24 protein-coding genes are annotated in these 25,040 nt (G+C 63.4%); 17 read left to right on the forward strand and 7 right to left on the reverse strand.

Going from position 1 to position 25,040, the window contains the following annotated elements:
- Positions 1 to 21 precede the first annotated feature (21 nt).
- Positions 22 to 636: a GTP cyclohydrolase I FolE gene (folE, locus tag K6M89_RS16260; RefSeq protein WP_010004221.1), complete on the reverse strand. Its 615-nt coding sequence runs from the start codon at positions 634 to 636 to the stop codon at positions 22 to 24.
- Between the two features lie 308 nt (positions 637 to 944).
- On the opposite strand from folE, the gene K6M89_RS16265 reads away from it, so the two are divergent.
- The 5 genes from K6M89_RS16265 (at position 945) to K6M89_RS16285 (ending at position 5,525) form a co-directional block, all read left to right on the forward strand.
- Positions 945 to 1,391, forward strand: coding sequence for an iron-sulfur cluster assembly scaffold protein (locus K6M89_RS16265; protein WP_097579353.1), 447 nt, complete (start codon positions 945 to 947; stop codon positions 1,389 to 1,391).
- Between the two features lie 5 nt (positions 1,392 to 1,396).
- Positions 1,397 to 1,801, forward strand: a complete 405-nt coding sequence (yidD, locus tag K6M89_RS16270) for a membrane protein insertion efficiency factor YidD (protein ID WP_222140144.1) — start codon at positions 1,397 to 1,399, stop codon at positions 1,799 to 1,801.
- Positions 1,802 to 1,927: 126 nt separating this feature from the next.
- A complete protein-coding gene (locus K6M89_RS16275) occupies positions 1,928 to 2,455 on the forward strand; it encodes a DUF1697 domain-containing protein (RefSeq protein WP_004680208.1) in 528 nt (175 codons plus the stop codon).
- Between the two features lie 120 nt (positions 2,456 to 2,575).
- Positions 2,576 to 4,582: a threonine--tRNA ligase gene (gene thrS, locus K6M89_RS16280; protein ID WP_097579351.1), complete on the forward strand. Its 2,007-nt coding sequence runs from the start codon at positions 2,576 to 2,578 to the stop codon at positions 4,580 to 4,582.
- Positions 4,583 to 4,682: 100 nt separating this feature from the next.
- Positions 4,683 to 5,525, forward strand: coding sequence for a lysophospholipid acyltransferase family protein (locus K6M89_RS16285; protein WP_097579398.1), 843 nt, complete (start codon positions 4,683 to 4,685; stop codon positions 5,523 to 5,525).
- A gap of 2 nt (positions 5,526 to 5,527) precedes the next feature.
- Here K6M89_RS16285 and K6M89_RS16290 read toward each other — a convergent pair whose 3' ends face one another.
- Entirely contained in the window at positions 5,528 to 6,625 is a 1,098-nt protein-coding gene (locus K6M89_RS16290; protein ID WP_222140145.1) for an RgsD C-terminal domain-containing protein, read from the reverse strand.
- A 113-nt stretch (positions 6,626 to 6,738) separates the two neighbouring features.
- On the opposite strand from K6M89_RS16290, the gene K6M89_RS16295 reads away from it, so the two are divergent.
- The 3 genes from K6M89_RS16295 to K6M89_RS16305 all read left to right on the forward strand — a co-directional run bounded on the left by K6M89_RS16295 (position 6,739) and on the right by K6M89_RS16305 (position 9,178).
- Positions 6,739 to 7,323 (forward strand): nitroreductase family protein, encoded by a 585-nt coding sequence (locus K6M89_RS16295; protein WP_097579349.1) that lies wholly within the window; start codon positions 6,739 to 6,741, stop codon positions 7,321 to 7,323.
- Complete coding sequence (locus K6M89_RS16300) at positions 7,323 to 7,931, forward strand: flavin reductase family protein (RefSeq protein ID WP_222140146.1); 609 nt, start codon at positions 7,323 to 7,325, stop codon at positions 7,929 to 7,931. Before K6M89_RS16295 ends, K6M89_RS16300 begins: the two co-directional genes overlap by 1 nt.
- A 101-nt stretch (positions 7,932 to 8,032) precedes the next feature.
- Positions 8,033 to 9,178 carry a DUF2336 domain-containing protein gene (locus K6M89_RS16305; protein ID WP_222140147.1) on the forward strand — a complete coding sequence of 382 codons (1,146 nt, stop codon included), beginning with the start codon at positions 8,033 to 8,035 and terminating at the stop codon, positions 9,176 to 9,178.
- Positions 9,179 to 9,277: 99 nt separating this feature from the next.
- Here K6M89_RS16305 and K6M89_RS16310 read toward each other — a convergent pair whose 3' ends face one another.
- A complete protein-coding gene (locus tag K6M89_RS16310; protein WP_222140148.1) occupies positions 9,278 to 9,682 on the reverse strand; it encodes a hypothetical protein in 405 nt (134 codons plus the stop codon).
- A gap of 128 nt (positions 9,683 to 9,810) precedes the next feature.
- On the opposite strand from K6M89_RS16310, the gene K6M89_RS16315 reads away from it, so the two are divergent.
- Entirely contained in the window at positions 9,811 to 10,269 is a 459-nt protein-coding gene (locus K6M89_RS16315) for a GNAT family N-acetyltransferase (protein ID WP_097579345.1), read from the forward strand.
- Positions 10,270 to 10,390: 121 nt separating this feature from the next.
- On the opposite strand, the gene K6M89_RS16320 is transcribed toward K6M89_RS16315, so the two are convergent.
- The 3 genes from K6M89_RS16320 to parE form a co-directional block, all read right to left on the reverse strand.
- Entirely contained in the window at positions 10,391 to 11,596 is a 1,206-nt protein-coding gene (locus K6M89_RS16320; RefSeq protein ID WP_097579344.1) for an AI-2E family transporter, read from the reverse strand.
- Positions 11,597 to 11,690: 94 nt separating this feature from the next.
- Positions 11,691 to 12,851 (reverse strand): esterase-like activity of phytase family protein, encoded by a 1,161-nt coding sequence (locus K6M89_RS16325; RefSeq protein WP_222140149.1) that lies wholly within the window; start codon positions 12,849 to 12,851, stop codon positions 11,691 to 11,693.
- A 195-nt stretch (positions 12,852 to 13,046) separates the two neighbouring features.
- Complete coding sequence (gene parE, locus K6M89_RS16330; protein WP_097579397.1) at positions 13,047 to 15,137, reverse strand: DNA topoisomerase IV subunit B; 2,091 nt, start codon at positions 15,135 to 15,137, stop codon at positions 13,047 to 13,049.
- A 208-nt stretch (positions 15,138 to 15,345) separates the two neighbouring features.
- On the opposite strand from parE, the gene K6M89_RS16335 reads away from it, so the two are divergent.
- From K6M89_RS16335 to K6M89_RS16355, 5 genes are all read left to right on the forward strand, one after another.
- Positions 15,346 to 16,245 carry an alpha/beta hydrolase family protein gene (locus tag K6M89_RS16335; RefSeq protein WP_222140150.1) on the forward strand — a complete coding sequence of 300 codons (900 nt, stop codon included), beginning with the start codon at positions 15,346 to 15,348 and terminating at the stop codon, positions 16,243 to 16,245.
- Between the two features lie 127 nt (positions 16,246 to 16,372).
- Positions 16,373 to 17,143 (forward strand): triose-phosphate isomerase, encoded by a 771-nt coding sequence (tpiA, locus tag K6M89_RS16340; RefSeq protein WP_097579342.1) that lies wholly within the window; start codon positions 16,373 to 16,375, stop codon positions 17,141 to 17,143.
- 138 nt (positions 17,144 to 17,281) lie between these two features.
- Complete coding sequence (gene secG / locus K6M89_RS16345) at positions 17,282 to 17,812, forward strand: preprotein translocase subunit SecG (RefSeq protein ID WP_097579341.1); 531 nt, start codon at positions 17,282 to 17,284, stop codon at positions 17,810 to 17,812.
- A gap of 142 nt (positions 17,813 to 17,954) precedes the next feature.
- Positions 17,955 to 19,583 carry a CTP synthase gene (pyrG, locus tag K6M89_RS16350; RefSeq protein WP_064685859.1) on the forward strand — a complete coding sequence of 543 codons (1,629 nt, stop codon included), beginning with the start codon at positions 17,955 to 17,957 and terminating at the stop codon, positions 19,581 to 19,583.
- Between the two features lie 72 nt (positions 19,584 to 19,655).
- Positions 19,656 to 20,123, forward strand: coding sequence for an SRPBCC family protein (locus K6M89_RS16355; protein ID WP_097579340.1), 468 nt, complete (start codon positions 19,656 to 19,658; stop codon positions 20,121 to 20,123).
- 45 nt (positions 20,124 to 20,168) lie between these two features.
- Here the strand turns inward: K6M89_RS16355 and K6M89_RS16360 are convergent, their stop codons facing one another.
- A complete protein-coding gene (locus tag K6M89_RS16360; RefSeq protein ID WP_222140151.1) occupies positions 20,169 to 21,257 on the reverse strand; it encodes a citrate synthase/methylcitrate synthase in 1,089 nt (362 codons plus the stop codon).
- A gap of 83 nt (positions 21,258 to 21,340) precedes the next feature.
- Here K6M89_RS16360 and K6M89_RS16365 point away from each other — a divergent pair, with 83 nt between their 5' ends.
- The 3 genes from K6M89_RS16365 (at position 21,341) to K6M89_RS16375 (ending at position 25,003) form a co-directional block, all read left to right on the forward strand.
- Positions 21,341 to 22,486: a citrate synthase gene (locus K6M89_RS16365; protein WP_222140152.1), complete on the forward strand. Its 1,146-nt coding sequence runs from the start codon at positions 21,341 to 21,343 to the stop codon at positions 22,484 to 22,486.
- Between the two features lie 136 nt (positions 22,487 to 22,622).
- Positions 22,623 to 23,141 (forward strand): FecR domain-containing protein, encoded by a 519-nt coding sequence (locus K6M89_RS16370; protein WP_222140153.1) that lies wholly within the window; start codon positions 22,623 to 22,625, stop codon positions 23,139 to 23,141.
- 5 nt (positions 23,142 to 23,146) lie between these two features.
- Complete coding sequence (locus K6M89_RS16375) at positions 23,147 to 25,003, forward strand: CHASE2 domain-containing protein (protein ID WP_222140154.1); 1,857 nt, start codon at positions 23,147 to 23,149, stop codon at positions 25,001 to 25,003.
- Positions 25,004 to 25,040: the final 37 nt, after the last annotated feature.

A 25,040-nucleotide genomic window follows, 5' to 3' on the forward strand; every position in this document is an offset into this window, starting at 1 on the left:
GCCCTCCTGCGGGAGCCGGTATCAGCGGCTCCGCACCATGCTCATGAAACGGGCCTGATCGGCCGGTTCCGTCTTGAAGGTTCCCGTAAACGTCGTCGTCAACGTGGTCGAACCCTGCTTCTGTACGCCGCGCATCGCCATGCACATATGTTCGGCCTCAATCATCACGGCAACACCGCGCGGCTGCAGCGTATCGTCGATGGCGCGGGCAATCTGGGCGGTCATGGTTTCCTGCGTCTGCAGGCGGCGGCCATAAATCTCGACGACACGGGCAATCTTCGACAGGCCGAGCACGCGTCCATCCGGCATATAGGCGACATGGGCCTTGCCGATGATCGGGACCATGTGGTGTTCGCAATGCGAGTAGAAGGGAATGTCCTTGACGAGGACCATGTCGTCGTAGCCTGCGACCTCTTCGAAGGTCCGGCCGAGCACGTCCTCCGGCGCCATGTCGTAACCGGCGAAAAGCTCGCGATAGGCCTTGGCGACACGGGCGGGCGTCTCGATGAGGCCTTCGCGCGTCGGATCGTCACCGGCCCAGCGCAGCAGAACGCGCACGGCTTCCTCCGCCTCCTGCTGGGAGGGGCGGTCCGAGTCGCGGTTCGGCTGCGGAAAGTTCTTTACGATGGCGTCCATGATCAATGGTCTCCTGGTCCGCAGCGCGGACCCATCTGTCGGAATTGCCACTGGTCAGTCCCATGCGGGAATTCATGCACCTTTGGCAGGCTCCGGGGCTTTCAGGGCAATTCAACGCCCGTCCGGCACGGTTTCCCAATCAAACTTACACAAGGCCATTGCATTTTCATGGCCTTCGAACGACATACATATAGGAAGACGGCCATGGTATGTAAGTATCCTCAGGCGACACGGTGTGTTTTTTGTTTCAATAACAATAACAGCGCCATTAAGGCCGATCCGCAGCGATTTTGGAGCGGAAACCCAGCATGGATGACATCTACAACAGCAAAATCCTCGAATTCGCCGGCAATATTCCGTTGACCGGCACGCTGGCGGACGCCGATGCGACCGCCCAGGCACACTCCAAGCTATGCGGTTCCAAGGTGCGGATATGGCTGAAGATGGACGGCGAAGTCGTGACCGCTTTTTCGCATGACGTGAAGGCCTGCGCACTCGGCCAGGCATCGTCCTCGATCATGGCCCGTCATGTCGTCGGCGCCACATCGGGCGAATTGCGGCAGGCGCGTCTCGACATGCTCGCCATGTTGAAGGCGGATGGGGCTGGGCCTACCGGACGGTTCGAAGACATGCGCTACCTGCTGCCCGTGCGGGACTACAAGGCCCGACATGCTTCGACGATGCTGACCTTCGATGCGGTCGTCGATGCGATCGGACAGATCGAGGCGAAACGGACGGAAGTGATCGAGGCGTAACCGAGATGTGCGAGTTCTGCGTCCGGCAGGCTGACGATGAGGGCGATGGCGGCGCGGCCGGATCGAGCCAGCCGCGCGAAAGGCCTGCGCGCTATTCCCGCAATTATACCGGCCCGTTCCGCAAAACCCCCGATCGCCTGCTCGGCATGGGGCTGATCCGCCTCTATCAGCTGACGCTTTCCGGCTTTGTCGGCAACTCCTGCCGCCATATCCCGACCTGCTCCGAATACGGCTATGAGTCGATCGCCCGGCACGGATTATGGGCCGGCGGCTGGATGACGCTGTTTCGCGTCAGCCGCTGCGGTCCGGGCGGCACCAGCGGCCTCGACCCGGTGCCCGAGGCGCTCGGCGACGGCTTCCGCTGGTGGAGCCCTTGGCAGTATCTCTCCCTTGGACGCAAAAGAGGGTGAACGCCATGGCGATACCAGGCGAATATGCGTGCGTGGCGGAGAGCCGGCAGCGACGACGGGTGAGGTGCGGTCACCATTCGGTGACCGTGGTTTCTCACCTGGAATAACGGAGGATTCCTGGCGGCCATGAGCACCTTCATTGCCCTCCTGCACAGCATCGTCCTGACGCCGGACCGCCGGGTGATCATGGAAGACCTGCGCGCGCTTGCCAAAGAGCTTGGCTATCGCGAGCCGCGCACGCTGGTTTCGACCGGCAATCTCGTTTTCGAGGCCGACGAAATGCGCCCGCATGAACTCGAGGTCGCGCTGGAAGAGGGCTTCGAAGAGAAGTTCGGCAAACATGTCGATATCATCGTGCGCAGCGACTGCACCTGGATGGCGCTTTGCAGTACCAATCCGTTCAGGGACGGCAGCGGCGACCAGGTGATCGTCCGGGTGATGCGCCTGCCGGTCGACCCGAAGAAGGTCGAGGCTTTGAAGCCGCTGATGACGGAAGGCCAGCGCATCGCCATCGTCGGCGGCGACCTCTGGATCGATTTCGCCGGCAAGCCGAGCCAATCCAAGCTGCTTTCGGCACTGACGACCAAGCGGATAGGCATCGGCACGATGCGCAACTGGAACACGGTCTGCGGTCTCGCGCAAATGATCATGTAGGCCGCTCCTTCTTTACTCCCGAGGGAAATCTGAGTATCAGGCGGCAGCGCATCCAAGGACGGAGGCGCTGTCGTTGCAACCACCCGCATTCGTTGGCGGGACTGGACAAGGAGAATTTCAATGTCCCAAGCTATTTCCCTGACATTTCCCGATGGTTCCGTGCGCAGCTTCCCGGCTGGCGCAACCGGCAAGGATGTCGCCGAATCCATTTCCAAGTCGCTCGCCAAGAGCGCCGTCGCCATTGCGATCGACGGCGCCGTGCGTGACATTTCCGACGCCGTCACGGACGGCAAGATCGAAATCATCACTCGCAAGGACGCGCGTGCGCTGGAACTCATCCGCCATGACGCCGCGCACGTGATGGCCGAGGCTGTGCAGGAACTCTGGCCCGGCACCCAGGTGACGATCGGCCCGGTCATCGAAAACGGCTTCTATTACGACTTCGCCAAGAACGAGCCGTTTACGCCCGACGATCTGCCGAAGATCGAAAAGAAGATGAAGGAGATTATCGCCCGCAACGCGCCCTTCACCAAGCAGATCTGGTCGCGCGACAAGGCCAAGGAAGTTTTTGCCGCCAAGGGCGAACAGTACAAGGTCGAGCTCGTCGATGCGATTCCGGAAGGGCAGGATCTGAAGATCTATCATCAGGGCGACTGGTTCGACCTTTGCCGCGGTCCGCACATGGCCTCCACCGGCCAGGTCGGCACCGCCTTCAAGCTGATGAAGGTTGCCGGCGCCTACTGGCGCGGCGACAGCAACAACGCCATGCTGTCGCGCATCTACGGCACCGCATGGGCCGACCAGGCCGATCTCGACAATTACCTGCATATGTTGGCCGAAGCCGAGAAGCGCGATCACCGCAAGCTCGGCCGCGAGATGGATCTGTTTCATTTCCAGGAAGAAGGTCCGGGCGTCGTCTTCTGGCACGGCAAGGGCTGGCGCATCTTCCAGACGCTCGTCGCCTATATGCGCCGTCGCCTGGCGGCCGACTACCAGGAAGTCAACGCGCCGCAGGTGCTCGACACGTCGCTCTGGGAAACCTCGGGTCACTGGGGCTGGTATCAGGAAAACATGTTCGCCGTGAAATCGGCGCATGCGATGACGCATCCCGAAGACAAGGAAGCCGACAACCGCGTCTTCGCGCTGAAGCCGATGAACTGCCCGGGGCACGTGCAGATCTTCAAGCATGGCCTGAAATCCTATCGCGAGCTGCCGATCCGGCTTGCCGAATTCGGCCTGGTGCATCGCTACGAGCCCTCGGGCGCGCTGCATGGGCTGATGCGCGTGCGCGGCTTTACGCAGGACGACGCGCATATCTTCTGCACCGACGAGCAGATGGCCGCCGAATGCCTGAAGATCAACGATCTGATCCTGTCGGTCTACGAGGACTTCGGCTTCAAGGAAATCGTCGTCAAGCTTTCGACCCGGCCGGAAAAGCGGGTCGGTTCCGATGCGCTCTGGGATCGCGCCGAAGCCGTGATGACCGACGTCTTGAAGACGATCGAGGCGCAGTCCGAGGGCCGCATCAAGACCGGTATCCTGCCGGGCGAGGGTGCCTTCTATGGTCCGAAGTTCGAATATACGCTGAAGGATGCGATCGGCCGCGAATGGCAGTGCGGTACGACACAGGTCGACTTCAACCTGCCGGAACGCTTCGGCGCCTTCTACATCGACAGCAATTCCGAAAAGACGCAGCCGGTGATGATCCACCGCGCCATCTGCGGCTCGATGGAACGCTTCCTGGGTATCCTGATCGAGAACTTCGCCGGCCATATGCCGCTCTGGGTATCGCCGCTGCAGGTGGTGGTCGCGACGATCACCTCGGAGGCCGATGCCTACGGGCTTGAAGTGGCCGAGGCGCTGCGCGAGGCCGGTCTCAACGTCGAGACCGACTTCCGCAACGAGAAGATCAACTACAAGATCCGCGAGCATTCGGTCACCAAGGTTCCTGTCATCATCGTCTGCGGCAGGAAGGAGGCCGAGGAGCGCACGGTCAACATCCGCCGCCTCGGCAGCCAGGACCAGGTTTCGATGGGGCTCGACGCCGCGGTCGAGAGCCTGACGCTCGAGGCGACACCGCCTGATATCCGCCGCAAGGCCGAAGCAAAAAAAGCCAAGGCGGCCTGAAAACGCCCCATCCGGCAGCGCCATCCGGCGCTGTCGGAAATCTGAAATGAAACCGCAATATTGTCGTCGCGAACGGGGAGCGGATCATCCCGGGGCCGGCGTGCGCTTCAAAGAACTATCCTATGCCAATGACGCAGACCCGCGGCTGAAGCGGTGGCTGATCCGCTCGATCGAAAGGCTTTCGGGCCGCGATCACTATGTCGGCCTCTACGAGATCTGGTGCCGCGACATCATCGGCAAAAGCGATCGCGTCTTTGCCAGGACGCTCGATCTCATCGACGTCGCGATCGACGTCAAGGGCCACTGGCCGCTCGAACCCGTTCCCACTGAACCGATCGTCATCATCGCCAACCACCCTTTCGGCATCGGCGACGGCATCGCTGTCCTGGCGCTTGCCGAACAGCTCGGTCGTCCCTTCAAGATACTGATTCATAACGACTTGCTGAAGGTGCCGGAGATGGCATCCTATTCGTTGCCGATCTCCTTTGAAGAGACCCGGGAGGCCCTGGCGATGAATATGAAGAGCCGGAACGAGGCGGTGCGGCTGCTCAAGGAAGGCACGACCATAATCGTCTTTCCGGCTGGCGGCGTTGCCACCGCGAGAAGGGGTTTCGGCCGCGCCGAGGACCTGCCGTGGAAGCTGTTTCCGGCAAAACTCGTCCAGGCGGCGCGGGCAAATGTGCTGCCGGTCTATTTCGAGGGCCAAAACGGCCGGCTGTTCCACCTGGCGAGCCTGACATCGATGACGCTACGTCTGTCGCTGCTGATCCACGAATTCCGCCGGCTGTCCGGCCGCACGATCACGGCCCATGTCGGCGAGATGCTGAGCTGGGAGTCATTGAGCGAGGGTAGCGATCGCAAAGATCTGCTCGCCCGCCTCCATGAGGCCGTCTTTTCGATGGCACCGCCCTCGAAGCGGCCGAGACGGCACCGCTTGCGGTAAGGTCAATCGAGGCTGGCGCCGTCGCCGCCCTGCGGTACGAGCTGTTCATAGGAGGGCAGAGGCGTTTCGGGGGCCGGCTGGACACCAGGCGGTGGCGGCGTGCCGGCCGGCACCTGCTGCACCGTGCGCGCCGCACTCTCCGGCTGCTGCGGCTGCTGGTCCTTCATCAGAACTTCGACATCGGTGTTCCTGCCAGCGACCACTTTGAAATCCCGCTGGTAGATCTTGTCCTTGTTGCGGGCGACGGCGGAATATTCGCCTTCGGCAAGCACCATGGTTGGAAAGGCGCTGACGCTTTCGCCGACGCTGTCGCCGGCCGCCGTCAGGATCGACCAGGCCGTATCGGCGATCGCTTCGCCCCCGGCTTCCGAGACCAGCTTGAAAGTGATCTGGGCCGCGCGGTGCTGGATCGTCGCTTCGGTCAGTTTGCCGGCCTCGACCTGGATGTCGGCGCGGATGACGGCATTGACGCTGCCATATTCGGAAACGATGTGATAGGTGCCGGCATTGAGGCGCACGACCGTGTTCGGAGAGACGTCGGCCACGACGAGGCCACGCTCGCCATCGTCGCGCACTTCCGAGGAATAGATCGAGAAGCTCAACTGATCGGGGCGGATGCGGGCATCGGTGCCGGAGACGGCATTGAGCAGCAGGCCGCCGGCATCAAGCACCATCACCTGCTTGTCGACCTGGCCGTCGGCCGGCACCGTCAGCTTCTTGGTGACGCCGGCGCGGCCGAAGGAGACATTGACGAAATAATCACCCGGAGCGAGTTGGAAGGCGGCGGGTCCGCCCTTGGCGCTGGCGATCAGCGGCAGCTTGCCGTCGGTTCCGGCGATCGGGCTGAAGACGTACCAGGACAGACCATCCTCGACAGGCGTGCCGTCGGCCGTCAGCTTGGCTTCCATCGCGACGTCGCGCAGCTTGGCGGCTTCGGGTGCGGCGCCCGGCGCGATGAAAGCGTTGAGCTTCGGCATCTTCGGCGTCGATTCGATCTGCTTGAAGTCCTTGAAAGCGTCCTGCGCGCCCGCGCCGAGGGGCGTCACCACCATCAGGGCGATGGCGAGGCCGAGGCGTGCAAAAGGCGAAATGCCAAACATCTGTTTCGTGAACCGATTGACTTCTGAAATCGCAAAGGTCACTTCAAGACCAACGCGATGGCAAATTCAAGACCCACGCTTTGCAGCAGCATAAAAATGAAAGTTTCTCCCGCATGAAATCCGATATCAAGCTGATCGACTACCTCGCCGTGCGCCGCTCCATCCCCGCTTTCCAGATGTGCGAACCAGGCCCCAAGAAGGCCGAGATCGAAGAAATCCTGCGTCTTGCCTCGCGTGTTCCCGATCACGGCAAGATCGCGCCCTGGCGCTTCATCGTCTATCGCGGACAGGAGCGAGTCCGGCTCGGCGAGGCGCTGCTGACGCTGGCGCTCGAGACGAAACCCGACCTTTCCGAAGAGATGATCCAGGTCGAACGCACCCGCTTCACCCGCGCGCCTGTGGTCGTCGCTGTCGTCAGCAGGGCGGGGCCGCACATCAAGATCCCGGAATGGGAGCAGCTGATGTCGGCCGGCGCACTCTGCCTCAACGTCATCCTGTCAGCCAATGCCCATGGCTACGTGGCCAACTGGCTGACGGAGTGGTTCGCCTATGATGAGCGCGCCTATCCGCTGCTCGGCGTCGGTTCCGATGAAAAGGTGGCCGGCTTCATCCATATCGGTTCGACGACATTTCCGGCAATCGAGCGGCCGCGGCCGGAGCTTGCCGACACCGTCACCTGGATCGGTGGAGAGGATTGATGTTCTACACCACCGACAGCAACCGCCATGGGCTGGCGCATGATCCCTTCAAGGCGATCGTCTCGCCGCGGCCGATCGGCTGGATCGGCAGCAAGGGCAGGGACGCCTCGATCAATCTTGCGCCCTATTCCTTCTTCAATGCCGTCGCCGACCGGCCGAAGCTGGTGATGTTTTCTTCGGCGGGGCGCAAACACAGCCAGCGCAACGCCGCCGAGACCGGCGTCTTCACCTGCAATTTCGTCAGCCGCGATCTCGCCGAAAAGATGAACCTCTCCTCGGCGGCGCTGCCCTATGGCGAGAGCGAATTCGGCTTCGCCGGACTGACGCCGAAGCAGGCCGAACTTGTCGACGCCCCCTATGTCAGCGAGGCTTTCGCGGTGCTCGAATGCAGGGTCACCGAGATCATCGAGCCGAAAACGCTGTCGGGTGCGCCATCCGAAAACGTCATCGTCTTCGGCGAGGTCATCGGCATCCGCATCGACGAAGCGATTGTCAGGGACGGCCGCCTCGACATGTCGATCGCCCGGCCTGTGGCCCGCATGGGCTACATGGATTACAGCGAGGGCAGCGATGTCTTCGAGATGCTCCGGCCGCGGGTCGAGGGCTGACGCGAAGGCATGCAAGGGCTTAAGAAACATGGTGAACGAATCTTAAACCTTTTGCCGCTACGGTCGCAGCAATGAAAGGAACGCGAGGGAATCGCGTTCAAGTGCTGGGGCGTCGCGTGATCGTAGAAGCTTTCCTTCGTTGGATCGAAACGGCCAAGACCGGCGATCGGGCCCGGGCCGCGAACGCACTCGGTCGAGCCTATCTGCAATCTCAGATGAGCGCGGAGGAGCGGACGGCGGCCGAGATGGCAATGACCTTTCTGCTCGACGATCCGTCGCCGCGCGTGCGGCTTGCCCTTGCCGAGGCGATCGCCTGGTCGCCCGACGCGCCGCGCAGCCTGGTTCTTTCGCTTGCCGCCGATCAGCCTGAGATTGCCTGCCACGCCGTCACCTGTTCACCGCTTCTGACCGATGCCGATCTCGTCGATCTCGCCGCACGCGGCAATGGCGCAACCCGGATGCTGATCGCCGCGAGGGCGCGTGTGACGCGGCCGGTTTCAGCCGCCCTTGCGGAAGTCGGCGATGAAGATGAGCTGCTCTGCCTGCTCGAGAACGAGTGCGCTGTTATTTCCAGCCTTTCGTTGAAGCGCATCGCCGAACGGCTCGGCGACTGCTGCGATATCCGCAATCTGCTTCTCGAACGCAACGATCTTCCGGCCGATGCCCGCCAGCTGCTGACCCAGCATGTCAGCAATGCGCTGGTCGGTCTGCCGCTTGTTCAGGCGGCGATCGGGCTGCAGCGGCTGCAGCGGATCAGCCGCGAGGCGACGGAAGCGGCGATCGTATCGATTGCCGGCGATATCGCGCCCCGGGAGATACCGGACCTCGTCGAACATTTGCGCCTCAACGGCCGTCTGACGCCGTCCTTCCTGATGCACGCCCTCTGCTGCGGCAAGGTGGACTTCTTCGCCGGAGCGATCGTCGATCTGACAGGCTGCGGCGAGCGCCGCGTGCGCTCGATCCTGGCGACGGGACGCATGCATGCGGTGCGCGCGCTCTATGAGTCCGCCGGCCTGCCGAGGGATATCAGCGTGATCTTCGTGGAGGCGACGCTTTTGTGGCGCGAGGCGGCCCGGAAGGCGCCGGGCAGCGTGCTCGGCACCGTCTGCGGTCGTCTTCTCGAAAAATTCCGCCATCACGACGGCGCACATGGCGCGGTCGGAGAACTGCTCGATATGGTGGAGAAGCTGCATGTCGCCGAACAGCGGCAATCGGCCCGCGTCTATGCGGCGCTTGCAGCGGCCTAAAGCGCATCGCGATCTTTCAGATTCGCTGCTTGCGCTTTAGCTCTCGGTTTTCACGCATGTCGTTGCCGCAAAACCGCGCACACGTTTGCGCGACATGCTTTAATCGGCGATCCGAGTCACTACCCAGGAATAGCTGGCGGATACGAAGTGCACGGGCTTGGAGAGCGTTTCCTTGACGTCCCGCCCCGAGGGAAGATGCGCGCGGACCTGGCCTGCGATATTTTCAGCGAAGTTGGCGAGCTTTCCGACGGGTTCTTCGACAGGCTCGGGCGCAGGAATGGGGGCCGGCTTCGGCGGTTCGGCGGCGGCAACCGCTTTCGGCGCCTCGCAGACGGCGATCACCGAGGGATAGCTGACATTGGCATAGGCCTTCAGCCGGCGCTCTGCCTCGGCATCGCAGGCAGCAACGGTTTCCCAACGCTTGTCGACTGTCGCGACATAGCTGCACTGGGTGACGGAATCGTCGCAACCGAGAATCGTCATCGCGATGAGCACCGCTTGCATATTCTGCTTCCTTGGCTATTGAACCTGACATCGCCTTAGACGGCGCAATTCCAACCGAATGAAGGCAAGAGCATTAACTCTTCGTCATCTCATGGAAAAATTGCGCCTCGCAAGCATCGGGAGCCAGCATGTCCGTCACCATTGCTCAAGAGCCGCCGCGGCAGGAGGGCGTCATCCGCCTTCTCGATCTTTCCGATGCCTATGCGCAGTCGCTCTATCCGGCCGAGAGCAATCATCTGGTGGACCTTTCTCTCCTGGAAAAACCGTCAGTGAGTTTCTTCGTCGCGCGCAACCATGGCGCAATCGTCGGATGCTGCGCATTGGTGGAGGCCGGCGACGGTACGGCAGAGATCAAGCGCATGTTCGTCGACCCGCAGGCGAGGGGACTGAGGATCGCCAGCGGCCTGATGACCGCGCTGGAGGCGGTCGCACGGGAAAAGCGGCTGATGGCGATCCGGCTTGAAACCGGCATCTATCAGCCCGAGGCGATCGCTCTCTATGGCAAATACGGATATCGGGAGATCGAGGCCTTCGGCGCCTATCTGCCGGACCCGCTCAGCCTGTTCATGGAAAAACGGCTGGGTTAGAGCCTTTCCTGGTTAGATTGAATCGTTCTGTTGGCTCAAACGGAGTCGGATGGTCGACCGGCCGGCGCGCGTCGTAGCCTGGCTCTACGGCCAAGCCGGCCGGTCGATCAGCCGGCCCGCTTCAGCCTTCGGCGACGCGGGGAACCGGCTTGGACGGTGGAGCCTGTTCGTCGATCACGATCTGCGGCCCCCGCTCGCTGGTCTCGTCGGCGTTTCGGGCCTCGTGGATCCATTCGCGCCAGATGGCGACGATCAGCGCCATCAGCACCGGGCCGATGAAGAGGCCGAGAAAGCCCATTGTCTTGACGCCGCCGACAAGGCCGAAGAAGGTCGGCAGGAAGGGCAGCTTGATCGGGCCGCCGACGAGCTTTGGCCGCAGCGTCTTGTCGACGATGAAGAGCTCGACCGTGCCCCAGACGAAGAGACCGACGCCGGCGACATGCGAGCCGCTCGCCAGGAGATAGATGGAGACCAGCGTGAACGAGAGCGGCGCACCGCCCGGTATCAGCGCCATCACGCCCGTCAGTACGCCGAGCGTCACCGGCGACGGCACGCCGGCGATCCAATAGGCAAGGCCGAGCACGATGCCTTCGCCGATCGCAATCAGCGTCATGCCCATGACGGTGGAGCTGATTGTCGCCGGGACGACGCGGGAAATGCGTTCCCAGCGGTTCGGCAGGATGCGCTCGCCCAGCATGTCGATCTGCTTGGAGAATGAGACGCCGTCGCGATAGACGAAGAACAGCGCGATCAGCATGAAGAGCAGCGTCAGCAGAAGATGGAAGGCGCCACCGCCGGCTGCAAGAACGGCACGGTAGATATTGCCGATATGGGCGCCGCTGACCGCCTGGATGAGCTCACCGAGCGCGCCCGGGCTGCCGATATATTTTGTCCAAAGCTCGTCGAGATAGGGGCCGGCAAACGGCAATGCGGCGATCCAGCCAGGTGTCGAGGCCCCCGAACGGTTGGCGTGGATTGCCCAGGCGAGCCAGGTGCGCACTTCGCCCGTCGTATAGGTGGCCGCAAATCCGATCGGGATGACCAGAAAGGTGACGATCATGATGATGGCGATGGTCGCGGCGATCGTCGTATTGCCGCCGACACGGGCAAGAAGCTTGCGGTAGAGCGGCCAGCTGGCGAAGCCGATGACGAGGGCGGCCAGCACCGGCACAAGGAAGCCGTAGAAGAAATAGACGCCGGCGGCGACGATCAGCACCAGCAGCCAGCGCGCCGCGGAGATGGAGGGTATCAGCGGCGTGCGTGTTGGCGCCGACGAGCCCAGCCATCGCGGTTCATGATTGCTTCTCTGACGGTCAAACACACCCACGCGCGCCTCTTCTTATTCTTGTCTTCTGGTTATGGGCTATGAACCCGGCGGTTTCAAGGTCCGCGCCGTGAAAGCGTATACAAAGCGTCGCTATTCAGCCATCAGAGCTGATGTCGTACTGTTGCGGACGACGCAAAATCTTGAAGGCGTAGAACTGCGTCTTCTGCGCGGCCGAGAAATTATTGTCCGAGCCGAGAATGAGGACGTCGGTTCCATCCTTGGCCTTACCGAGCGACATGGCCTCGATATTGTCGGGGACAAGGCCGATTGCTCTGAGATCAAGGATCTGGCTCTTGCGAACCGGGACGACGCGCTGGTCGTTCTTGGCGAGCGAGGCGATGGCGGATATGTCGGTCGCGTCGGCGAGATCCATCATCATGATCTTGATGTTGTTGCCGACGCCTTCGGCATAGCTTCGCTCGACGGCGAGCAGGCGGTGATCGTCGAGAGCGAGCATTTCCGACATGCCGTTGTCGTTGCCGCCGTCGGGCTTGGCGGCGGCCTGCGGAATCGGTGAGACCGGGTAGACATATTGCGCCTTCGGCTCGCCGGTCGCGCCGTCGTAACGGATGATGCGCGACAGGCTGCCCGTCGTCAGCGACGGCTTCGGACCGTCCTGGTAGAGGGCGGCTTCGACGCCGAGGAAAACGTCGCCCGAGGGGGCGACGGCGAGATCCTCGAAGGCGAGATTGTCACGGATGCCGGTCGACTTGTCGATGGTCGGCGCAAAGCCTTCCGGCAGCTTGAATTCGCGCAGGAAAGTACCGTCCGGCGCAGCGACGCGGACGAAGGGCGGCAGCAGCACCTTGGCGTCGCCTTCGCTGCCCCAATAGATGCCGTCCTTGCCGAGGCGGATCGATTCCGGATCGACGGTCTTTGCCGCGAAAGGCTCGCCGTTCTTGTCCTTCAGCGTCACGTGCTTGACGACGGAAACACCCTTGAGGCCCGACGCATCGACATCGACGTCGAGTTCATAGAAGCGGGCCGGCGCCTTGTCCGAGCGATCGTCGCTGATGGCGAGATAATGGCCGGTGGCGGCATCGAAATCGAGGCCGGAAATGCCGCCGAATTCGACGCCGTTTTCCATCTGGCCCGTCGGGATGACGAATTCTCCGAGATAAGAGAGCGAAATGCCGGCGGCGCAATCGCCGAAGGGGCAGGCGGTTTCGGCGGTTGCGCCGATATCGGTGGCCCTGACAGTCACGGTGCTGGACAGGAGAACGAAAGCGGCAGTCGCGAGAAAACGCTTGGTCATGCAAATATCCGGCAAGGGTTGAAAAGGTTCGAACGGACGCAGGCGTTCCTCCCCGGGGAGGGCACGCGCCGACCGCTTCATGCGCCGGTTGTTTGACGGAGTTGTTACGGTTCTTCGTCAGTTCCGTGAAATCGCAAATGCTAAAATGAGGGCGCGCCGAGAGTCTCTTTCGGGGGCGGCGCGCCTCAGGCCTGCTTAAATATCCAGGTTTTCGGCGAAGGCGGCGCGCTCCTGAATGAAGCGGAAGCGGGCCTCGGGCTTGGTGCCCATCAGATCGTCGACGGCGCTGCGTGTGCCTTCGAAATCCACCTCGTCGATCAGCACCTTGAGCAGGGTGCGCTTGGACGGGTCCATGGTGGTTTCCTTGAGCTGCGCAGGCATCATTTCGCCGAGACCTTTGAAGCGGCTGATCTCGACCTTGGCCTTGCCCTTGAACTCCGTCTGCATCAGCTCGGCGCGATGATTGTCGTCGCGAGCATAGGCGGATTTCGCCCCTTGCGTGATCTTGTAGAGCGGCGGAACGGCGAGGAAGAGGTGGCCGCCGCGCACCAGCTCCGGCATCTCCTGATAGAAGAAGGTGATGAGCAGGGAGGCGATATGGGCGCCGTCGACATCGGCATCGGTCATGACGATGATGCGCTCGTAGCGCAGGTCTTCGTCGCGGTATTTCGACCGTGTGCCGCAGCCGAGCGCCTGGATGAGATCGGCGAGCTGCTGGTTGGCGCCGAGTTTTTCGCGGCCGGCGCTGGCAACGTTGAGGATCTTGCCGCGCAGCGGCAGGATCGCCTGATTGGCGCGGTTGCGCGCCTGCTTGGCCGAACCACCTGCCGAATCGCCCTCGACGATGAAGAGCTCGGCGCCTTCGGCGGTGTTCTGCGAGCAGTCGGCGAGTTTGCCGGGCAGGCGCAGCTTGCGCACCGCCGTCTTGCGGTTGACTTCCTTTTCCTTGCGGCGGCGCAGGCGCTCCTCGGCGCGCTCGATCACCCAGTCGAGCAGCTTGGCCGCCTCGTTCGGATTGTCGGCGAGATAGTGGTCGAAGGGGTCGCGCAGGGCGTTTTCGACGATGCGCTGAGCTTCGACGGTCGCCAGCTTGTCCTTGGTCTGGCCGACGAATTCCGGCTCGCGGATGAAGACCGACAGCATGCCGACGGCCGAGATCATCACGTCATCGGTGGTGATCTGCGCGGCGCGCTTGTTCTGCGTCAGTTCGGCATAGGCCTTCAGACCCTTGGTCAGCGCGATGCGCAGGCCCGCCTCATGCGTGCCGCCTTCGGGCGTCGGGATGGTGTTGCAATAGGAATGCACCTGCGGATCGCCGCCATACCAGGTGATCGCCCATTCCATTGAACCATGGCCGCTCACCTTTTCGGTCTTGCCGGCGAAGATCTCGCGGGTGACGGTGAACTCCTTGCCCATCGTCGCCTGCAGATAGTCCTTCAGGCCGCCGGGGAAGTGGAAGACCGCCTTGTCAGGAACCTCGGAACCTTCCGGCAAGACGCCCGTTTCGCAGCTCCAGCGGATCTCGACGCCACCGAAGAGATAGGCCTTGGAGCGCGCCATGCGGAAGACGCGGGCGGCGTCGAACTTCATATGCTCGCCGAAGATCTGGGCGTCGGGATGGAAGCGCACGCGGGTGCCGCGACGATTGTGGACGTCGCCCAGTTCCTCGAGCCCGCCCTGCGGCAGACCGCGCGAGAAGCGCTGGCGATAGAGCTTGCGGTTGCGCGCGACTTCGACTTCAAGGTCGTCGGAGAGGGCGTTGACGACCGAGACGCCGACGCCGTGCAGACCGCCCGAGGTCTCATAGGCCTTGCCGTCGAATTTGCCGCCGGCATGCAGCTTGGTCATGATGACTTCGAGCGTCGACTTGCCCGGCACCTGCGGATGGTTCTCGACCGGGATGCCGCGGCCGTTGTCGGTGACGGTTAGGTACCCCTGCAGATCGAGATGCACTTCGATAAAATTGGCGTGTCCGGCGACCGCCTCGTCCATCGCATTGTCGATGACTTCGGCAAAGAGGTGATGCAGCGCCTTTTCGTCGGTGCCGCCGATATACATGCCCGGGCGCATGCGCACCGGCTCGAGCCCCTCGAGGACGCGGATCGACGAGGCGCCGTAATCGTCCGAATTGGATCCGGCGGGCACCGGCCGCGCAGAGGCGGCGTGCGGCGTCGCGGCGATGGGCGCTGCGGCCGCTGGCCGCTCGGCCGGCGCTACGGGCTTCTGTGCCTCCTCGCGTTTTTCAGAAAGGGGCAGTCCGGAAAAAAGGTCGTTGCTGTCGTCCATGGAGCCGTTCAGATCTTCATCCTGTCTTGGGCTTGCATCCGCCGCCGACCCAAAATCACCGCATTTCATATCACGTTTTCGAATCAGGCAGATTCTGCCAGAAAGCACCTCTATACGCGACACCGCCAATTCTGGCGGAGTTTGACACATGATTTGCGTTGCCGGGCGCGGAATGGCAAGCGGCGGCAGGCTTCAGGAAACCATCCGCATGCGAATGTCCACAAGTGATTGCACTGTTATATCAGCAATTGCGGCGTTTTTCCTGTCCGCGGTGGTGCTGTTATCAGGCGGGCCGGCGCGGGCGGCCGGCCCGCTGGGGCCTTTCAAGGACGATCTGTTCTCGAAGCAGACCATCCTGCAGACCGGCGACGACGGCGCTTTCGAGGTCATCGACTACGACGAGATGCGCGATATCAACGGCCGCGACCAGGTCCCGCAAAAGCGGGTGCAGCAGAAATATGTGGCGCTCGGCATCCGCAAGGCCCAGGCGGACGAAACGCTCTCCCTCGACGGCATCAGCCTCGATGTCACCAGGGTGGGACCGGCGCAAAATGCCGCTTTCACGGTGATCTTCATCCACGGCCGCGACGGCGACCGCCGGCTCGGGGCCAACGACTACAGCTTCGGCGGCAATTTCAACCGGCTGAAGAACCTCGCCGCCGGCAATGGCGGCGTCTACTATTCGCCGACGGTGAAAAGCTTCGACAGCAACGGCGTTGCCGCCATCGCCGGCCTCATCCGCTATGCCAGCGCCCAATCGCCCGGCCGGCCGGTGATCCTCTCCTGCGCCTCGATGGGCAGCCAGGTCTGCTGGGGCATTGCCCGCGACGAGGCCAGCGTCAAGCGGCTGAAGGGCATGCTCGTCATGAGCGGGGTTACCGATCCCGATTTCACCAGAAGCGCCTTCTACCGAGCGAAACTGCCGCTCTGGTTCGCGCATGGAAGCCGCGATCCGGTCTATTCCGCCAGCGACCAGCAGGCGCTGTTCGAAAAACTGCACAAGGCAAAGTATCCGACGCGCTTCACGCTGTTTCAGACCGGCAATCACGGAACGCCGATCCGGATGATCGACTGGCGCAGGGTGTTGAACTGGATTTTTGCCGCTTAGCCGCGGATTTTCGGCAAAATTTGCCTGGGATTCGCCGAGATTCCCCTTACGTCAAGGGCATGATGCTTTTCTTTGCCGCAAGCTTTTGATATGGCCGCAGGCATAAGCAGATTTAGGGAAGGCCGGCATGACACCTGACGTGCGCCCGCTCGTGGCGGGAAATTGGAAAATGAACGGCACCCGTGCCTCTCTGGATCAGATCAAGGCGATCGCCGAGGGTGTTCGCCCGCCGCTCGCCGACAAGGTCGAGGCGCTGATCTGCCCGCCGGCGACGCTGCTCTATGTGGCGACCGCGCTTTGCACCGACAGCCCGCTTTCGATCGGCGCGCAGGACTGCCATCAGAAGGCGTCCGGGGCGCATACCGGCGACATCTCGGCCGAAATGATCGCCGACAGTTTCGGCACCTATGTGATCGTCGGCCATTCCGAACGCCGCACCGACCACGCCGAAACGGACCATCTGGTGCGCGCCAAGGCGGAGGCCGCCTTTGCCGCCGGGCTGACCGCGATCATCTGCATCGGCGAGACGGCGGACGAACGCCGCGCCGGCCAGGCGCTCGACATCATCAAGCGCCAGCTTTCGGCCTCCGTTCCGGATGGCGCAACCGCCGAAAATACGGTTATCGCCTATGAGCCGATCTGGGCGATCGGTACCGGTGTGACGCCGACATCGGGCGACGTGGAAAAGGCGCATGCCTTCATGCGCGCCGAAATGGCGGCGCGCTTCGGCGACCAGGGCCGCAAGATGCGCCTTCTCTATGGCGGCTCGGTCAAGCCCGCCAATGCCGGCGAACTGATGGGCATTACCAATGTCGACGGCGCGCTGATTGGCGGGGCGAGCTTGAAAGCCGCCGACTTCCTCGCCATCTACCGGGCCTACGAGGCGCTGCTCGCCTGAGGCGTTGTTTATTCCCGGGTTATTCGTTCAATCCGGGGCGTATTCTCGGCCGAAGGGCTTGGAATAGATGAACGCCTCATGTAAAGAGCCGCCAGAATTTTTAATTATGTCCGTCTTCCGGCGGGCAGGACTGGACCCATGCAGACAGTATTGATTGTCATCCATCTCATGATCGTGCTCGCGCTTGTCGGCGTCGTGCTCATCCAGCGCTCGGAAGGCGGCGGCCTCGGCATCGGCGGCGGTTCGGGCTTCATGTCGGCCCGCGGCACGGCCAATGCGCTGACGCGCACGACCGCGATCCTTGCCACGCTGTTCTTTCTGACGTCGCTCGGTCTCGGCATACTGACGCGTTACGAGGGCCGTCCGGGCGATATTCTCGACCGCATCCCGGCCACGAGCGGCCAGGGCAACGGTATCCTCGATTCGCTCGGCGGCGCACAGGCTCCGGCCAACCAGCCGGCCGGCAACGGCGTTCCGAGCAGCGGCGCCGCCGCGCCCGCTCCGCAGGCTCCGGCCGCACAAGCTCCGGCAGCCCCGGCCCCGGCGGCCAGCGCGCCTTCAACGGATGCGCCGGCAGCAACCGCTCCGGCAACGACTGCCCCGGCAACGCCCGCAGCTCCGGCCGCGCCGGCGCCGGCTCAGCCCTCCGGCGTCCCGACGGGACAGTAAACCGGTCTTCGACATAAACCGCCGGCAGGCCTCGGGTCTGCCGGTTTTCTTTTGTTCAGATTCCCGCCTCAGGCTTCGAAAGTTCTGGAAAAGAATTTTTGGGCTGGTGGAATCGTTTTTGAAAAGGTATCCGGTGAATCCCATGGCGCGATACGTATTCATCACTGGCGGCGTGGTTTCCTCCCTCGGAAAAGGAATCGCGGCCGCGGCTCTCGGAGCCTTGCTGCAGGCTCGTGGTTATCGGGTCCGGCTTCGCAAGCTCGACCCCTATCTGAACGTGGATCCGGGCACGATGAGCCCGACCCAGCATGGCGAGGTCTTCGTCACCGACGACGGCGCGGAAACCGATCTCGATCTCGGCCACTACGAGCGCTTCACGGGGCGTTCGGCAACCAAGACCGACAACATCACCACCGGCCGCATCTACAAGAACATCATCGACAAGGAACGGCGCGGCGACTATCTCGGCGCGACGGTGCAGGTCATCCCGCACGTCACCAACGAGATCAAGGATTTCGTCACCGAAGGCAACAAGGACTACGATTTCGTCATCTGCGAGATCGGCGGCACGGTCGGCGACATCGAGGCGATGCCCTTCATGGAGGCAATCCGCCAGCTCGGCAACGACCTGCCGCGCGGCACCGCCGTCTACGTGCATCTGACGCTGATGCCCTATATTCCGGCGGCCGGCGAACTGAAGACCAAGCCGACCCAGCACTCCGTAAAGGAACTGCAGGCGCTCGGCATTCATCCCGATATCCTGCTGGTGCGCGCCGATCGCGAAATCCCGGAAGCCGAGCGCCGCAAGCTCTCGCTGTTCTGCAACGTGCGCCCGTCCGCCGTCATCCAGGCGCTCGACGTCGCCAACATCTATGACGTGCCGATGGCCTATCACAAGGAAGGCCTCGACGACGAAGTGCTCGCCGCCTTCGGCATCGAGCCGGCGCCGAAGCCGCGCCTCGACCAGTGGGAAGAGGTCTGTAATCGCATCCGGACGCCGGAAGGTGAAGTGACGATCGCAATCGTCGGCAAATATACCGGCCTCAAAGATGCCTATAAATCGCTGATCGAGGCGCTGCATCACGGCGGCATCGCCAATCGCGTCAAGGTCAAGCTCGAATGGATCGAGTCCGAGGTCTTCGAGAAGGAAGATCCGGCCCCCTATCTGGAAAAGGTGCATGGCATCCTGGTGCCGGGCGGCTTCGGCGAGCGCGGCTCGGAAGGCAAGATCCATGCGGCCCGCTTTGCCCGTGAGCGCAAGGTGCCGTATTTCGGCATCTGTTTCGGCATGCAGATGGCCGTCATCGAGGCGGCCCGCAATCTCGCCGATGTGCCGGCGGCTTCGTCGACCGAATTCGGCCCGACGAAAGAACCGGTGGTCGGCCTGATGACCGAATGGGTCAAGGGCAACGAGCTGCAGAAGCGCACCGCGGCCGGCGATCTCGGCGGCACGATGCGCCTCGGCGCTTACAAGGCGGCCCTGAAGAAGGGCACGAAGATCTCGGAAATCTACGGTTCGACCGATATTTCCGAGCGTCATCGCCACCGCTACGAGGTCAATGTCGACTACAAGGACCGGCTCGAGAGCTGCGGCCTCGTTTTCTCCGGCATGTCGCCGGACGGCGTTCTGCCGGAGACGATCGAATATCCCGATCACCCCTGGTTCATCGGCGTGCAGTATCACCCCGAACTGAAGAGCCGCCCGCTCGACCCGCATCCGCTGTTTGCCAGCTTCATCGAAGCTGCGACGGAACAGAGCCGTCTCGTCTGACGAATGCGCATACCAGATCGCGCCGCCGTCGCGCGATCTGGATAATGGCGATGCTTGCACTATGTTGGCGGCATGGCAGCCCGCAGTACGACCGTCTCACGCTTCATCGCCGCGCCGCGCGAGCGCATCTACCGTGCCTTTCTCGATGCGGAAGCCGTCGCTACATGGCTACCGCCTGGTTCGATGACCGGTATTGTCCACGCCTTCGAAGGCCGGGAAGGCGGTGCCTTCAGCATGTCGCTCGTCTACCCCGACGACGAGGCGTCACAGCTAGGAAAAACCTCTCACAAGACCGACAGATTCGAGGGCCGCTTTGCCAGACTCGTGCCTGACGAACGGATCGTCTGGGCGACCGTATTCGACTCCGAAGACGAGGGCTTTTCAGGCGAAATGACCGTCAGCACGATCTTGTCGCCTGCTGACGGCGGCACCGACGCGACGATCGTCTGCGAAAACATTCCCGCCGGTATCCGGCTTGAAGACAATGAAGAAGGTTGCCGCTTGACGCTCGACAAACTTGCCACTTTCGTCGGTGGTTGAGATTGGCGGCGAATCAAGGGCATGCCTCGCCGACGAATCCAAGTGTCAGGCTGCAGCCGGCAATGGCCCGATATAGACCGAACGCGGGCGAATCAGCCGGCCGTCGAGCGCCTGTTCGCGCGCATGCGCCAGCCAACCGACGGTGCGGCCGATTGCAAACACGCCGGTAAAGGCTTGCCGCGGGAAGCCGAGCGCTTCGAGCAGCAGCGCGGTATAGAATTCGACATTGACGTCGAGCGGCCGGTCCGGCTTGCGCGCCTTTAGGATTGCCAATGCGGCGGCCTCCACGGCTTCCGCCAGCGCGCTGCGGGCGCTGTCCACCTGTCCCGACGCGATCAGCGGCTTCAGCGCGCCTTTCAGCGCATCGGCGCGCGGATCGCGCACGCGATAGATGCGGTGACCGAAGCCCATCAGCCTATCGCCGCGATCCAGCGCCTCGCCAAGCCAACGGCCGGCATTCTCCGCCGTTCCCACTGCATCCAGCATATCGAGGACGGGCCCGGGCGCGCCGCCATGCAGCGGTCCCTTCAGCGCGCTCAGCGCCGCCAGCACGGAAGAGGTGAGGCCGGCCTGGGTCGAGGCGATGATCCGCGATGCGAAAGTCGAGGCGTTGAGGCCATGGTCCGAGATCGTGACGAGATAGGTATCGAGCGCCGCCACCTGCTCCTTGCTCGGCAATTTTCCGGTCAGCATACGCAGGATATCGGCTGCCTGCGACAGCGCGGGATCGGGCGCGATCGGCTTTTGGCCGCGCTGCAGCCGCAGTACTGCGGGCAGGAAGACTGCGGGCGCTGCCAGAAGGTTGAGCGCGGTGTCGAAATCCTCGCCGTCGGGCAGCCGGGCGATGAGCGCCCGCATCGCATCGACCGGCGGCAGGGCCAGCAGGGCAGCATCGGCGGCCTCGACATGGGCGAAAACCCTGGTTCGCGCTTTCGCCAACCAGCCGCGCAATTCCGCTTCATCGAAGCTTCGCTCCATCAGGCCGTCGAGCAGCAATGCGGCGACGCCTTCATAGCTGCAGTCTGCCAAGAGATGATCCAGCGATACGCCGCGGATGATCAGCCGCCCCGCTTCGCCATCGACATCCGAGAGCTGCGTTTCGGCGGCGATGACGTCTTCCAAGCCATTTTTCATGTTGTTTCTCCTTTACGACAAGGATGATCCGACCTAGTCTCGTTGACGTCAATCTTGATGCAATTGATCAATATGAGGCTCCGATGCCGTGGCTGACCGCCGAGGAGGCGCTGCAGGCGCTTAAGACCAAGCCGCAGACGCTTTACGCCAATGTCAGCCGCGGGCGTATCCGCGCCAAACCCGATCCCGCCGACCCGCGCCGCAGTCTCTACCAAGCTGCCGACGTGCAGCGGCTGGCCGAACGCCATGCCGGCCGCCGCAAGGCTGAAACGGTTGCCGCCGAGACGATCCGCTGGGGTGACCCGGTTCTCTCCTCGGCGATCTCCACCATCATTGCAGGACGGCTTTTCTATCGCGGACGGGACGCCGCGGATTTCGCCGAGGCGGCGACGCTGGAGCAGACGGCGGCACTGCTCTGGAACGGTGCGGAAACGCTGTTCTCGGGCACGGTAGCCGGAAATGGCCCGCCGTCGCTTCAGGCTGCGTTCCTGGCGCTGGCCGGACGGGTGACGGCGGATCTGCCATCGCTCGGCCGATCGCAGGCCGCCCTGCGGCGCGAGGCGCACGGCGTTCTCTCCACTATCGCCGATGCGCTGGCGCCGGGGCCTGCGGCCCAGCCGCTGCATCTGCGGCTGGCGGCAAGCTGGGAACGGCCGGATGCCGCCGATTGCCTGCGCCGGGCGCTGGTACTGCTTGCCGATCACGAACTCAATGCCTCGGCCTTTGCGGCGCGGGTCACCGCCTCGGCGGGTGCCGCACTTTCGGCCGCCGTGCTTTCCGGCTTGGCAACGCTCACGGGGCCACTGCACGGCGCCGCCTGGCAAGGCGTCGACGCCTTGATCGAGTCATCGTCGACGCTCGGCGCGGAGCAGGCGATCCGCCGCTCGCTTGTCCAGGGAAATCACCTCTCGGCCTTCGGCCATCCGCTCTACCCCGATGGCGATATCAGGGCTTTGGCGCTGCTTTCGCATTTTTCCCTGCCGCCGCAATTTGCCGCGCTTCGGGAAACCGGCGAGGAGATGGTCGGCGAGAAGGTCAATGTCGATTTCGCGCTTTCCGCCATGGCGGCCGCCTTCGGTTTGCCTCACGAGGCGCCGATCATCATTTTTTCGCTTGCCCGTTCCACCGGCTGGCTGGCGCATGCGATGGAGCAGATCGAGAGCGGGGAGTTGATCCGGCCGCGCGCGCGTTATGCCGGGCCGGCGCCGCAGATGAGAAGCGGTCCCTGAGAATTCGCCGTTGGTCTCACCGGTCTACTTTTTGGCCTAGGGAAATATCGGAATTCGGCTATCATGGTTGATATGGAAGAAGACGGTTGGCGGGCGCTTTCGTAAAAGCTGTTTCGCACGGTCACGGGGGCTTTCCATGCATACGACCCTTCGCAACCTGTTTGTCGCCGCGCTGGCTGCCGGCCTCATTCCGCATGAGGCGGCCTTGGCGCAGTCTGCGGGCTGCGCGATATCGCGTGACGCCGGCGCCCGTCAGGTGCTGAGCTGCCCCGGCGGCGTTAAGGTGACGGCAGAAGCCGGCGCGTCTTTCCGCCTCTCCGACCGTAATCGTGACGGCAGTCCCGATTCGGCGTCGCTACGGAGCAAGGCCATCCTCGTCGATGTCGACGGCAGTCAGCACACAGGTGGCTTCCAGGTGGTGACGCCGCAGGCGATTGCTGCCGTGCGCGGCACGCAATGGGCTGTCGACGTCGCAGGCGGCAAGACCTCGGTGCTGGTGGTCAGGGGCAGCGTTGCCGTCCGTCGGCCGGCCGGCGAGCCGGTGGTGCTGTCGCCAGGTGAGGGCGTCGATGTGACCAGCTCAACCGAACCTCTTGTTGTGCGCCGCTGGCCGGCGCCGCGCGTCGCTGCCCTTCTTGCCCGCCTCGGCCAGTAAATATCATGAGCCATCGCCTGCTGACCGTGATCGCGCTGTTGTTTGCCGGTCTCTGGGGGGCGGCGCTCGGCTATCTCAATCTCAACGGCGAGGTCGGCCTTCTCGACCGGATGGAGGCCACGCTTGCGGATATCCGCAGCCTCGTCGTCGGCGCAAGAGAGCCGCCGCCCGTCGTCTCGATCATCGCGATCGATGACCGCACCGCCGCCGCCCATGGCTATCCGCTCGACCGGGCGACGCTTGCCCGCCTTGTCGACGCGATCAATGCGGGCAAGCCGAAAGCCCTGGCGCTCGACATTCTGCTCGTCGATCCGGGGCAGGAGGAGGGCGATGCGGCGCTGACCGCCGCCTTGCGCCAGGGGCCAACCGTCATCGCGGGCGCGGCCACCTTTGCGCAAAGCAGGCAGCGGGTCACCGATGCCGGCGAGGATCCGTTGGCCGCCATCCCCGAGGCAAACCAGCTTCTGTTGCCGCTCCCGCGTTTTGCCGAGGCGGCCGCGGTTGGCATCGTCAATGTCGCAACCGATCAGACCGGCACGCCGCGTTTCATTCCTCTGATTTCGCGCAGCGCCGACCGGCTGGATCCGGCTTTTCCGTTGCGTGCCGCCTCGGTGGCGCTCGGCGCCGATCCCAGTATCGAACGTGATGCCGTCATGCTCGGAGCGCTGCGTATTCCCACGGATATCGGTCAACGTCTGCCGCTGACCTTCTATGGCGGGCGCGGCAGCATCGCCACCTTCAGCGCCGCCGATGCGCTTGACGGCAAGCTGCCGGCAGCGGCGGTGGCAGGCCGCATCGTTGTCATCGGTTCGACGGTCACCGGCGGCGGCGATGTGTTCCCGACACCGTTCGATCCCGTCATGCCCGGCGTCGAGGTGATGTCGACGGCAATCATCCATCTCGTCACCGGCGACGGCATGGTGCGCGATCGCAGGATGAGGCTGATCGATGCCGGCACTGCCATCGGCCTGGCGCTCCTGCTCGTTTCGTTGATGGCTTGGCGGCGGAGTGCTGCGGGTTACCTCATCATGGTGCTGGTGCTGGTGGTCTGGGCCATGCTCAATCTGTCGGCCTTTGCCCATGGCTACTGGCTGAGTGCGGCGCTGCCGATCGCCGCGGCGCTGCCACCGGCGTTGATGCTGGGTGCGGCCGAACTCTGGCTCGACCGCGGCCGCGCCCACCATTTCGCCGAGCAGAGCGCGCTCCTGCAACGCATCGAGGCTCCCGGCCTGGGCGAATGGCTGGCGCGCGATCCGAATTTCCTTGCCACGCCGGTGCGCCAGAACGCTGCGGTTCTCTTCATCGATCTCTCGGGCTTCACGGGGCTCAGCGAAAAGCTCGGACCGGTCAAGGTCAGCGAAGTGCTCAGCGGTTTCTTCGAAATCATCGACGAGGAGGCCCGCTCTCACGGTGGCGCCATCACCAGCTTCATGGGCGACGGGGCAATGATCCTGTTCGGCCTGCCGCAGCCGGCCGATGACGATGCCGCCCGCGCCGTCGCCTGCGCGGTCGGTCTCTGCGAGCGGACGCGGGCCTGGCTTGGCGCGCATGCGGGCTTTGCCGAGAAGAAGGTCGGCTTCAAGGTCGGCGCCCATTGCGGCCCGATCGTCGCCTCCCGGCTCGGCACCGGGGACCGGCAGCAGATCACGGCGGCGGGCGACACGGTGAATGTCGGCAGCCGGCTGATGGAAGTCGCCGCCCGCAACGGCGTCGAGCTGGCGCTGAGCGCCGAAATCGTCCGTGCTGCAGGTCCCGACAGCGCGCTGCTGCAGGCCGGCCGGATGGAGGGGCCGTTGGAAACGGAGCTGCGCGGCCGGGCAAGCCATATCGACGCATGGCTGTGGCGCAGCCGCACGCTTTGACAATCGCTGCGGGAGCGGCTAGGAACGGCGCAAATAT

It is taken from the genome of Rhizobium croatiense (assembly GCF_019793465.1).
In the GTDB taxonomy this organism is placed as follows: Bacteria; Pseudomonadota; Alphaproteobacteria; order Rhizobiales; family Rhizobiaceae; genus Rhizobium; species Rhizobium croatiense.

Coding starts and splice junctions, on each gene's coding strand:
- folE (WP_010004221.1), bottom strand. CDS start 636: ATGGACGCCATCGTAAAGAACTTTCCGCAGCCGAACCGCGACTCGGAC.
- K6M89_RS16265 (WP_097579353.1), top strand. CDS start 945: ATGGATGACATCTACAACAGCAAAATCCTCGAATTCGCCGGCAATATT.
- yidD (WP_222140144.1), top strand. CDS start 1,397: ATGTGCGAGTTCTGCGTCCGGCAGGCTGACGATGAGGGCGATGGCGGC.
- K6M89_RS16275 (WP_004680208.1), top strand. CDS start 1,928: ATGAGCACCTTCATTGCCCTCCTGCACAGCATCGTCCTGACGCCGGAC.
- thrS (WP_097579351.1), top strand. CDS start 2,576: ATGTCCCAAGCTATTTCCCTGACATTTCCCGATGGTTCCGTGCGCAGC.
- K6M89_RS16290 (WP_222140145.1), bottom strand. CDS start 6,625: ATGTTTGGCATTTCGCCTTTTGCACGCCTCGGCCTCGCCATCGCCCTG.
- K6M89_RS16295 (WP_097579349.1), top strand. CDS start 6,739: ATGAAATCCGATATCAAGCTGATCGACTACCTCGCCGTGCGCCGCTCC.
- K6M89_RS16300 (WP_222140146.1), top strand. CDS start 7,323: ATGTTCTACACCACCGACAGCAACCGCCATGGGCTGGCGCATGATCCC.
- K6M89_RS16310 (WP_222140148.1), bottom strand. CDS start 9,682: ATGCAAGCGGTGCTCATCGCGATGACGATTCTCGGTTGCGACGATTCC.
- K6M89_RS16315 (WP_097579345.1), top strand. CDS start 9,811: ATGTCCGTCACCATTGCTCAAGAGCCGCCGCGGCAGGAGGGCGTCATC.
- K6M89_RS16325 (WP_222140149.1), bottom strand. CDS start 12,851: ATGACCAAGCGTTTTCTCGCGACTGCCGCTTTCGTTCTCCTGTCCAGC.
- parE (WP_097579397.1), bottom strand. CDS start 15,137: ATGGACGACAGCAACGACCTTTTTTCCGGACTGCCCCTTTCTGAAAAA.
- K6M89_RS16335 (WP_222140150.1), top strand. CDS start 15,346: ATGCGAATGTCCACAAGTGATTGCACTGTTATATCAGCAATTGCGGCG.
- tpiA (WP_097579342.1), top strand. CDS start 16,373: ATGACACCTGACGTGCGCCCGCTCGTGGCGGGAAATTGGAAAATGAAC.
- secG (WP_097579341.1), top strand. CDS start 17,282: ATGCAGACAGTATTGATTGTCATCCATCTCATGATCGTGCTCGCGCTT.
- pyrG (WP_064685859.1), top strand. CDS start 17,955: ATGGCGCGATACGTATTCATCACTGGCGGCGTGGTTTCCTCCCTCGGA.
- K6M89_RS16355 (WP_097579340.1), top strand. CDS start 19,656: ATGGCAGCCCGCAGTACGACCGTCTCACGCTTCATCGCCGCGCCGCGC.
- K6M89_RS16360 (WP_222140151.1), bottom strand. CDS start 21,257: ATGAAAAATGGCTTGGAAGACGTCATCGCCGCCGAAACGCAGCTCTCG.
- K6M89_RS16365 (WP_222140152.1), top strand. CDS start 21,341: ATGCCGTGGCTGACCGCCGAGGAGGCGCTGCAGGCGCTTAAGACCAAG.
- K6M89_RS16370 (WP_222140153.1), top strand. CDS start 22,623: ATGCATACGACCCTTCGCAACCTGTTTGTCGCCGCGCTGGCTGCCGGC.
- K6M89_RS16375 (WP_222140154.1), top strand. CDS start 23,147: ATGAGCCATCGCCTGCTGACCGTGATCGCGCTGTTGTTTGCCGGTCTC.